General features: G+C 66.5%; 10 protein-coding genes. 4 read left to right on the plus strand and 6 right to left on the minus strand.

All coding sequences use genetic code 11. The annotated features are described in order from the left end of the window. The coding region (locus AC2VOU_RS03895; protein ID WP_486956165.1) for an alpha/beta fold hydrolase at positions 1–1,373 on the minus strand (1,373 nt) is incomplete at its 3' end. 29 nt (positions 1,374–1,402) lie between these two features. Then, complete coding sequence (locus AC2VOU_RS03900; protein WP_486956166.1) at positions 1,403–2,206, minus strand: pyrimidine reductase family protein; 804 nt, start codon at positions 2,204–2,206, stop codon at positions 1,403–1,405. A 34-nt stretch (positions 2,207–2,240) separates the two neighbouring features. Here AC2VOU_RS03900 and zapE point away from each other — a divergent pair, with 34 nt between their 5' ends. Further along, a complete protein-coding gene (zapE, locus tag AC2VOU_RS03905; protein WP_486956167.1) occupies positions 2,241–3,266 on the plus strand; it encodes a cell division protein ZapE in 1,026 nt (341 codons plus the stop codon). Positions 3,267–3,353: 87 nt separating this feature from the next. On the opposite strand, the gene AC2VOU_RS03910 is transcribed toward zapE, so the two are convergent. The 3 genes from AC2VOU_RS03910 to AC2VOU_RS03920 all read right to left on the minus strand — a co-directional run bounded on the left by AC2VOU_RS03910 (position 3,354) and on the right by AC2VOU_RS03920 (position 4,842). Continuing rightward, the gene (locus AC2VOU_RS03910) at positions 3,354–3,860 is read right to left on the minus strand and encodes a hypothetical protein (RefSeq protein ID WP_486939245.1); all 507 of its coding nucleotides are present in this window, start codon (positions 3,858–3,860) and stop codon (positions 3,354–3,356) included. Positions 3,861–4,002: 142 nt separating this feature from the next. Then, positions 4,003–4,488 carry an SRPBCC family protein gene (locus tag AC2VOU_RS03915; protein WP_486956168.1) on the minus strand — a complete coding sequence of 162 codons (486 nt, stop codon included), beginning with the start codon at positions 4,486–4,488 and terminating at the stop codon, positions 4,003–4,005. Between the two features lie 12 nt (positions 4,489–4,500). Continuing rightward, positions 4,501–4,842, minus strand: a complete 342-nt coding sequence (locus AC2VOU_RS03920) for a hypothetical protein (RefSeq protein ID WP_486956173.1) — start codon at positions 4,840–4,842, stop codon at positions 4,501–4,503. Here AC2VOU_RS03920 and AC2VOU_RS03925 point away from each other — a divergent pair. From AC2VOU_RS03925 to AC2VOU_RS03935, 3 genes are all read left to right on the plus strand, one after another. After that, positions 4,732–5,052: a DUF732 domain-containing protein gene (locus tag AC2VOU_RS03925; RefSeq protein WP_486956171.1), complete on the plus strand. Its 321-nt coding sequence runs from the start codon at positions 4,732–4,734 to the stop codon at positions 5,050–5,052. The genes AC2VOU_RS03920 and AC2VOU_RS03925 overlap by 111 nt on opposite strands. A 64-nt stretch (positions 5,053–5,116) precedes the next feature. After that, on the plus strand, positions 5,117–6,220 hold the full coding sequence (locus tag AC2VOU_RS03930; protein ID WP_486956172.1) for an LLM class flavin-dependent oxidoreductase: 1,104 nt from the start codon (positions 5,117–5,119) through the stop codon (positions 6,218–6,220). Positions 6,221–6,597: 377 nt separating this feature from the next. Then, positions 6,598–6,861: a DUF732 domain-containing protein gene (locus AC2VOU_RS03935; RefSeq protein WP_486956169.1), complete on the plus strand. Its 264-nt coding sequence runs from the start codon at positions 6,598–6,600 to the stop codon at positions 6,859–6,861. Positions 6,862–6,922: 61 nt separating this feature from the next. Here the strand turns inward: AC2VOU_RS03935 and AC2VOU_RS03940 are convergent. Next, a partial coding sequence (locus AC2VOU_RS03940) for a hypothetical protein (protein WP_486956170.1) occupies positions 6,923–7,167 on the minus strand: 245 nt, incomplete at its 5' end.

Below are 7,167 nucleotides of genomic sequence, written 5' to 3' on the forward strand. Positions count from 1 at the left end.
ATGGGGTCGTCCTTGACGCCCATCAGCATCACGTTGACCATGAGCTTTTTCGGCGGCTGGGGGGCCGGCGAACTCGGCCATGAGACGCACTTGACCAGGCTGAGCGCGCCGACGGTGCCGAACTGCGGGTAAAGCTTGGCCCAGGCGACGACCAGTTCCCGGATCCGGTCGGGGGTGGGGCGGTTGATCGCGTCACTGCACTTGTTGACGAACTGCCCGTCGGTTCCACTGATGCCCCGTGCGCGGTTGATGAGGTTGGACAGCAGGTTGGTGTCCCCGGTACGGGCGGTGGCCAGCGCGGTGGCCAGTTCATTCGTGGTCCCGACCCGGTCGCCGGTGGGATAGCCCAGCGCGGTGCTGATCGCGCTGACGATGGAGGCCACCGAAGCGCCCGCAGGGCCGTGGCCGGTGCGCGCATCGACGAGTATCGCGCTGACAGCGGCTTTCGGGTCGGGCCCCAGCGGGCAGTTCACCGCGGCGCACTGATCGGCGAATGCGTCCAGTGCCGCTTCCTGGCCCTTGACCCGTTGCTCGGCGGCGGCTTCGGCGCCCACACCCAACGCAAGCGGGGAGTCGAGGACCAACCGGGCGACCTTGTCGGAGTGAGCGCTCGCGTAGGACAGCACCACTTGGGCACCGTTGCCAATGCCGATCAGCGCCAGTGAAGGCACATCCCAAATGCTGCGCAATCGTTCGATGTCGCTCGCCGCATGGGCGTTGTCGTAGTCGGAGTCGCCGGGAGCGATGGTGTCGGTGCAGCTGGTGGTGGCGTTGTGGACGATGTCGGCAAGGTTGGCGACTGGGTCGTTGCCGGCCTCGAACTGCGCCTGATCCAGGATCTCCTGGCGATCGAATTGCTCGAGGCAGTCCAACGGGCTCGAGCTGCCCATGCCGCGTCGGTCGACAGCGACGATGGGGTGCTTGTCGAGCACGTCGCCACCGGCCCGGGCGAGCCAGACCGGCAGCTGCACCGATGACGGCAGGTCCGTCCCGGTCGTGAACACCAGCGGTCCGGCGTCCTCGGGAGTCTTCACCGACTTGGCGCGCACCACACCGATGCTCACCGAACCTGCGGCCCCGTTCGCCGGATCGAGGTCGGCGTCGTAGCTCGCGCAATCAAGCTTGACGCCGCCGGGCGCGGGGGCGCCCGCATCGGCGAATTCCTTCGATGTGCAGTCGCGCCAGGACAACTCGTTCTTCGGCTTGGCTATCGGCGGTGGTCCGCTGGAAGTGGTCGACGTCGTCGCCTTGCCCTGCGGCTGGGCGCCCGCGTCGGTGGCGAAGCGCGGGTTGGCGGCCAGGCCGGGTGCACAGCCGGCCAGCACAACGGTCACCACGATCAGCGACGTGGTGACCGCGGCGCGCCTGCTCATGCCGACCACAGTAGCGATTGGTTGATCGATCAGGAGTCAGCCGGGGTTGATGGGCCTGCCGTGGCCTTCCGCACGTAGCGCGTGTAGAGATAGCCGTCGTCGTCGGTGAGGACGTGCGCGCACCGCATCGCGGTCAGCATCTGCTCCGCGCCGGTGGCGATGCGGTCGGCGCGGCCGCCGACCAGGGTCGGAGCGATCGTCAGGCACAGTTCGTCGAGCAGGCCCTGCTCGACGAACGAGCTGAACAGCATGGGGCCGCCCTCGGTCAAGACCCGCGGCAGCCCGCGATCGGTGAGGGCGGCCAACACCGCGGCAGAGTCGACACTGTCGGGGTCGCCGGTCGAACAGTCGATCACCTCGGCCAGGTCGGCCAGCGTGTGCCGGGCCTGATCGGCCGCCGCCGTGCAGGTGCAGACCAGCGGTGCGACTTCGGTGCGGCTGAACACCGGCATGTCGCGTTCCAGGCGGCCCGATCGGGAGACGATCGCCAACGGCGGGACTTCGCTCTGCCCGCGGCTTTGCCGACGCTGCCGCTGCGCGACGGTCGGCCGCGCACCGCAGTAGCCCTCGGCCCGCACGGTGCCGGCGCCGACCAGGATCACGTCGGCCAGCTCACGCAACGCCCCGAACACCGCGCGGTCGCCGGGGCCACCCAGTTGGCCGGACTTGCCGTCGAACGTCGCACCGCCGTCGAGGCTGGCGATGAAGTTGGCGCGCAACCACGCCCCGTCATGGTCAGGGGGGTAGCCGTAGAGATCGGACAGGTCGCTGCCGTCGACGTCGCGCGAGGAGCCGAGCAGTCGCATCGGCACCGCGCCGGACCCGTCAGCCATGTGTGTGATTGCAACACGCCGATAAGGTGCGTGCATGCCCGGGGTTGCGCGTCTGATCGACCGGAAGCCGACTGTGTCACCGGAGCGGCTTGTCGCACAGCTGACGCCGCCGCCGACGTTCGTCGACGCCAGCTTCGCGAGCTACCACCCCGACCCGGCCGAGCCGTCGCAGGCGGCGGCGGTTGGCGCCTGCCGGCGCTTCTGCGAGCAAGCCGCCACGCGCCGGAGCGGCCGCCGGAGGTTGTTCGGCCGACGTGAGGTGCTGCCGGGCGTCGGGCTGTACCTCGACGGTGGCTTTGGCGTCGGCAAGACACATTTGTTGGCCGCCACCTACCGTCAGTTGCCCGTAGATGCCCTGCACCCCAAGGCATTCGCGACGTTCATGGAGCTCACCCAGCTCGCCGGGATTTTCGGCTTCACCGAATGCGTGGCGCTTCTCGCGGATTACACCGTGCTGTGCATCGACGAGTTCGAACTCGATGATCCGGGCAACACCACGCTGGTCTCGCGCCTGCTCTCGCAGCTTGTCGAGCGCGGTGTTTCGGTGGCCGCTACCTCCAACACGTTGCCCGGGCAGCTCGGTGAGGGACGTTTCGCGGCCCAGGACTTTCTCCGCGAAATCACCACGCTGGCAGAGATTTTCGACGTGGTGAGGATCGAGGGACCCGATTATCGGCACCGTGATCTGCCGCCCGCGCCGGGGCCGCTGTCCGATCGCGAGGTCGCCGACCGCGCCACGGCGGTGCCTGGCGCAACCCTCGACGACTTCGACGAACTCTGTGCGCATCTGGCCACCATGCATCCCTCGCGGTATCTGGCGCTGATCGACGGAGTGACAGCGGTCTGCCTGACCGGAGTGCACGCCATCGAGGATCAGAGCGTGGCCTTGCGGCTGGTGGCGCTGACCGATCGGCTCTACGACGCCGGCATTCCGGTGCTGGCCTCCGGGGAAAAGCTCGACCGCATCTTCAGCGCGGAGATGTTGGCGGGCGGTTTCCGCAAGAAGTATCTGCGGGCCACCTCGCGACTGCTGGCGCTCAGCGTCGCTGTCGACGTGTGAGCGCCCGACCGGCACTCGTGGTAGCACCGTTGCGCGTTGGCTTCCTGATTGACGCCCAGCCAGGGGAAGCCGCCATGGCGATGCGCGCTACAGGTTCCACTGCGCCAGGTGATACCCCGTCTTCTTGTCCAGCAGCACAACGGTGGAGACCGGGTCGCGGTAAGCCTCCCAGTACACGCCGCCACGAACGATCGACCCGGCTGGCGCGTTCGTCAGTGCGGCGTCCAGCGCGTCGGGCGCGTCAGAGGCGCGGGATTTGTACGCGTCGCCGAAGGGGGTGACGCCATCGAAGGTGAAGTCAGTAGCCATCTGATAGGGGTTCGGCACCCGCACCGCGTGGATGACAACATCGGCGCGCACGACCGCGCTGTTGGGGAAGCTCTTGACTGGAATGCCGACGCGGTTGTACCCGAATCCCGGTGGCGGGTCGACCGGTTGCACGCTGCTGACCGTGACGTCGGCGATGATCTTCCCGGTGTCGACCCGCAACGTGTCACCGAGATGGCCGATGGGAGCGTCGCCGGCCGAGGCGCGGGGCACCACGACGAATGTGGCCGCGATAACGGCGATCACGGCGACCAGGTAGCGGCGCATTTTTCCTCCTCGGCGACCATCGCATGATGGCACACTGGCGGGCTCACGTTGCCCGGTTGTAGAACCGTCGGCGATTTTCGACCGCGGTCTGTGCCTGCGCTACGGCGGCCATCACCGCATCGCCCAAGTCAGGATCGCCCAGTCAGGCTTTCGGGTAACCCCGGCGGACCGTGCGATCCAGGATGCCCAGCGACGCCCGCAGCGCCCCTTCGGAGATCACCGGAAAGATCGCGGCATCGCGCCACTTCGCATCGATCTGCGACCAGTCGTAGAACGACGTGACCAGGGTGCCTTCGCCGTCCGGGCCGGGTTCTAGGCGGTAGCCGTAAACGTGGCCGATCTGCGGCCGGATCCGACCCAGCACGGTCCAGGAGATCAGCTGGTCTTGTTCGAATTCGCGGATCGTTACGGTCACGTCGTACCTGCCGAGGTCGGGAAAGTCGTTGAGGGCTTCACGATCCATGTGCACGACGAAACTGTCACCGGCCGCGGCGACCGAGGCGCCGTCGGCGTCCTGCAACATGCCGGACGAGTCGATGGCGACGTGGCCCTGCGGGTCGCAGAGGACCGCGAAAATCTCGGCGGGCGGGGCGGCGATCATGCGCTGGACTTCGATTCTTTCGCTCATCGTGTGATCTTGTCAGGGGCGCCCGAACCGATGGGGCGATTCGGTGACCGCGAACAGCGAGGCAAAACGCGTGACGATGTTGCGATGGCTTTCCGGCTGGTGATCGCACGAATCACTTATCGCCCGCAGTACCTGCCGCCCGGCCGGTGACAGCCCGAAGTCGACTGCGGCACCGGGATCGGAGATGATGGACCGGTGATGAGGCGCCGTCTGGTTGTCCTTGGCATTGCGTCGACGCTGAGTATGGCGATTCCGGCCCATGCCGATCCTAGCGTCGACGCGAGCTTTGTCGATGCGCTGGCCAAAGCCGACATCAGTTTCAACGATCCCGGCAATGCCGTCGCGGCGGGACACTCGACGTGTGCCTTGATATCGCGGGGGAAATCGGGTCTGCAGGTCGTTCAACTTGTGCAGCAACAGAATTCGGGGATCAGCACTGTAAGTGCCGCCAAATTCACCGCGATTGCGTTAAGTGCTTACTGCCCGCAGTACGTGCAGCAGTTCAACGCCGGTGCCAACGCGTCCCAGCCCCCAGACGGGGGGATTGCAGCATCGGGCGGTTAGCAGTAGTCGACGGCTGTCGGGGGGCCCAGCTGTGAAGGTCGGATTGGCGGCGCAGGCGCTGCCTATGCGTTTCTCGCCGATGGCGGTGACGCGCGGTAGCTACCTTTCGGCGGTGGCCGCACGCGCGGATTCGTTCTGGCTGGCCGATCATCTGAATTCACTGTTCCCGCGAGCGATGGCGCAGCCGAAATACATCGGTGCCGCGCGACTGACTCCGAAAGTCGACGCCAACCTCGAACCGTGGACTGTCCTGGGGCATTTGGCCGCTCGAAACCGTTTGGGGCGCATGCGCCTTGGTGTCGGTGTGACCGATACCGGCCGGCGCAATCCCGCGGTTACCGCGCAGGCGGCCGCGACGTTACACCTGCTGACCAAGGGCCGGGCGATTCTCGGCATCGGGACCGGTGAGCGCGAGGGCAACGAGCCCTACGGCGTGGATTGGTCCCGGCCGGTGGCGCGGTTCGAGGAAGCGATGGCGACGATTCGGGCGCTGTGGAATTCCGGTGGAGAACTCGTGACTCGTGATTCGCCGTTTTTCCCGCTGCACAACGCGGTGTTCGAGCTGTGGCCGTATCGGGGGAGATGGCCGGAAATCTGGATTGCCGCACACGGGCCCAGGATGCTGCGCGCCACCGGCCGCTACGCCGACACGTGGTTTCCCGCCGCGGTCTTTTCGCCTGCTGAGTACGCGCGCGGCCTGACGGCGGTTCGTGCCGCGGCCTCCGATGCCGGCCGGGATCCGTTGTCGATCGGTGCGGCCATCCTCTTCTTCACCGTGACCGGTAGTAGCCGCCAGGAGATCGACGATGCGCTGGAATCGACCGCGATGAAGACCTTCGCGTTGAACGCACCCGCAGCGTTGTGGAAGCGGCACGGTGTCTCGCACCCGCTTGGCGAGGACTTCACCGGCTCGCAGGACATCATCCCGCAGGTCTTCGACGAGGAGTCGGTGCTGCAGTACACCTCGAACGTTCCGCGGTCATTGCTCAAAGACGCCTGCCTGCAAGGTACTCACGACGAGATCGTGGACCAGTTGGCGGACTGGCGCGATCACGGGCTGAACTACCCGGTGTTGCTGAACCTGAGCACTTTGCAGCCGAGTCTTCGTCGCGGCCTTACCGCCGGTGGCCCGTTCGCGAAAGTCATCCGCGGAGTGCGCAAGCTATAGCTGTCGGAGCATGCGTCTCGAGGTCGTTCTCAGGTCGTCAGATCCCGGCCCAGAACCATTTCTGGGAACCTTCGTCGCACTAGGGCTGGATGTGTTGTGCCCACGGCGGAGGGGGAGGCGGCGGCGTGCCGGCCACGACGTTAGCGGCGGCCGGGCGGCGAAGAAACCTCGTCATAGCCGGGTCTCTCAGCAAGCGTGCGTATCGTAGCTTATGCGCCCAGAGGCGCCGAATGGGTGCTCTGACGTGAGTTGAGTCACGATCGCGCCGAATCGGGCAGTCCTCGGATGGTGCTGATGTTGATGGCTGGCAACGGCTACTCAATCTCAAGACTTGCGAGGCTGGCATGAGGCACAACACAACCCGCGATCACAGCAGCATGCGTCTTCCTCTTCTGGCAGCCGGAATCGCGTCGATTGCGATGCTGACGCTTGCCGCACCCGCCCATGCCGGCACCGTCGACGCTCGCTACGACATTTGTGCCGCGCTGCGGAACGGGACCAGCCTGGCTTCGATCGAGACGACGCTCGAGGCGAGTGGATACAGCGCGACAAACGCCGGCGCCTTGACCGGCACCACGATTCGTCAGCACTGTCCCGAGCAGGTCCCCAACGCGATGGCGCAAGCGCAGAGCGCCGGTTAGACGGTTTTTGACCCGACGGGGCGATGGACTGTCGCTGCGCCTCGAGCAGCTGAGATCGGCTTCAGTGGGCCGCGCGGCGCGGGACCAACGCCACCACGCGTTGCCAGTTCGCGGCGATGTTGCAGGCATCGCCGACTCGGGCGATCGCTGCCGCTTCACAGTGTCCGCAGTCGCATTCGGTGGGGTGGGTAAGCAGCTTATCGACCACCCGTCGCGCCAGCGCAACGGTCACCGGCTCGCGTGCCGTCTGAGCGGCGTTGAAGCAGTCCATCGCGATCAGGCTATCGGCGTCGGTCATGCGCATAA

This window comes from Mycobacterium sp. TH-M25, from assembly GCF_057473665.1.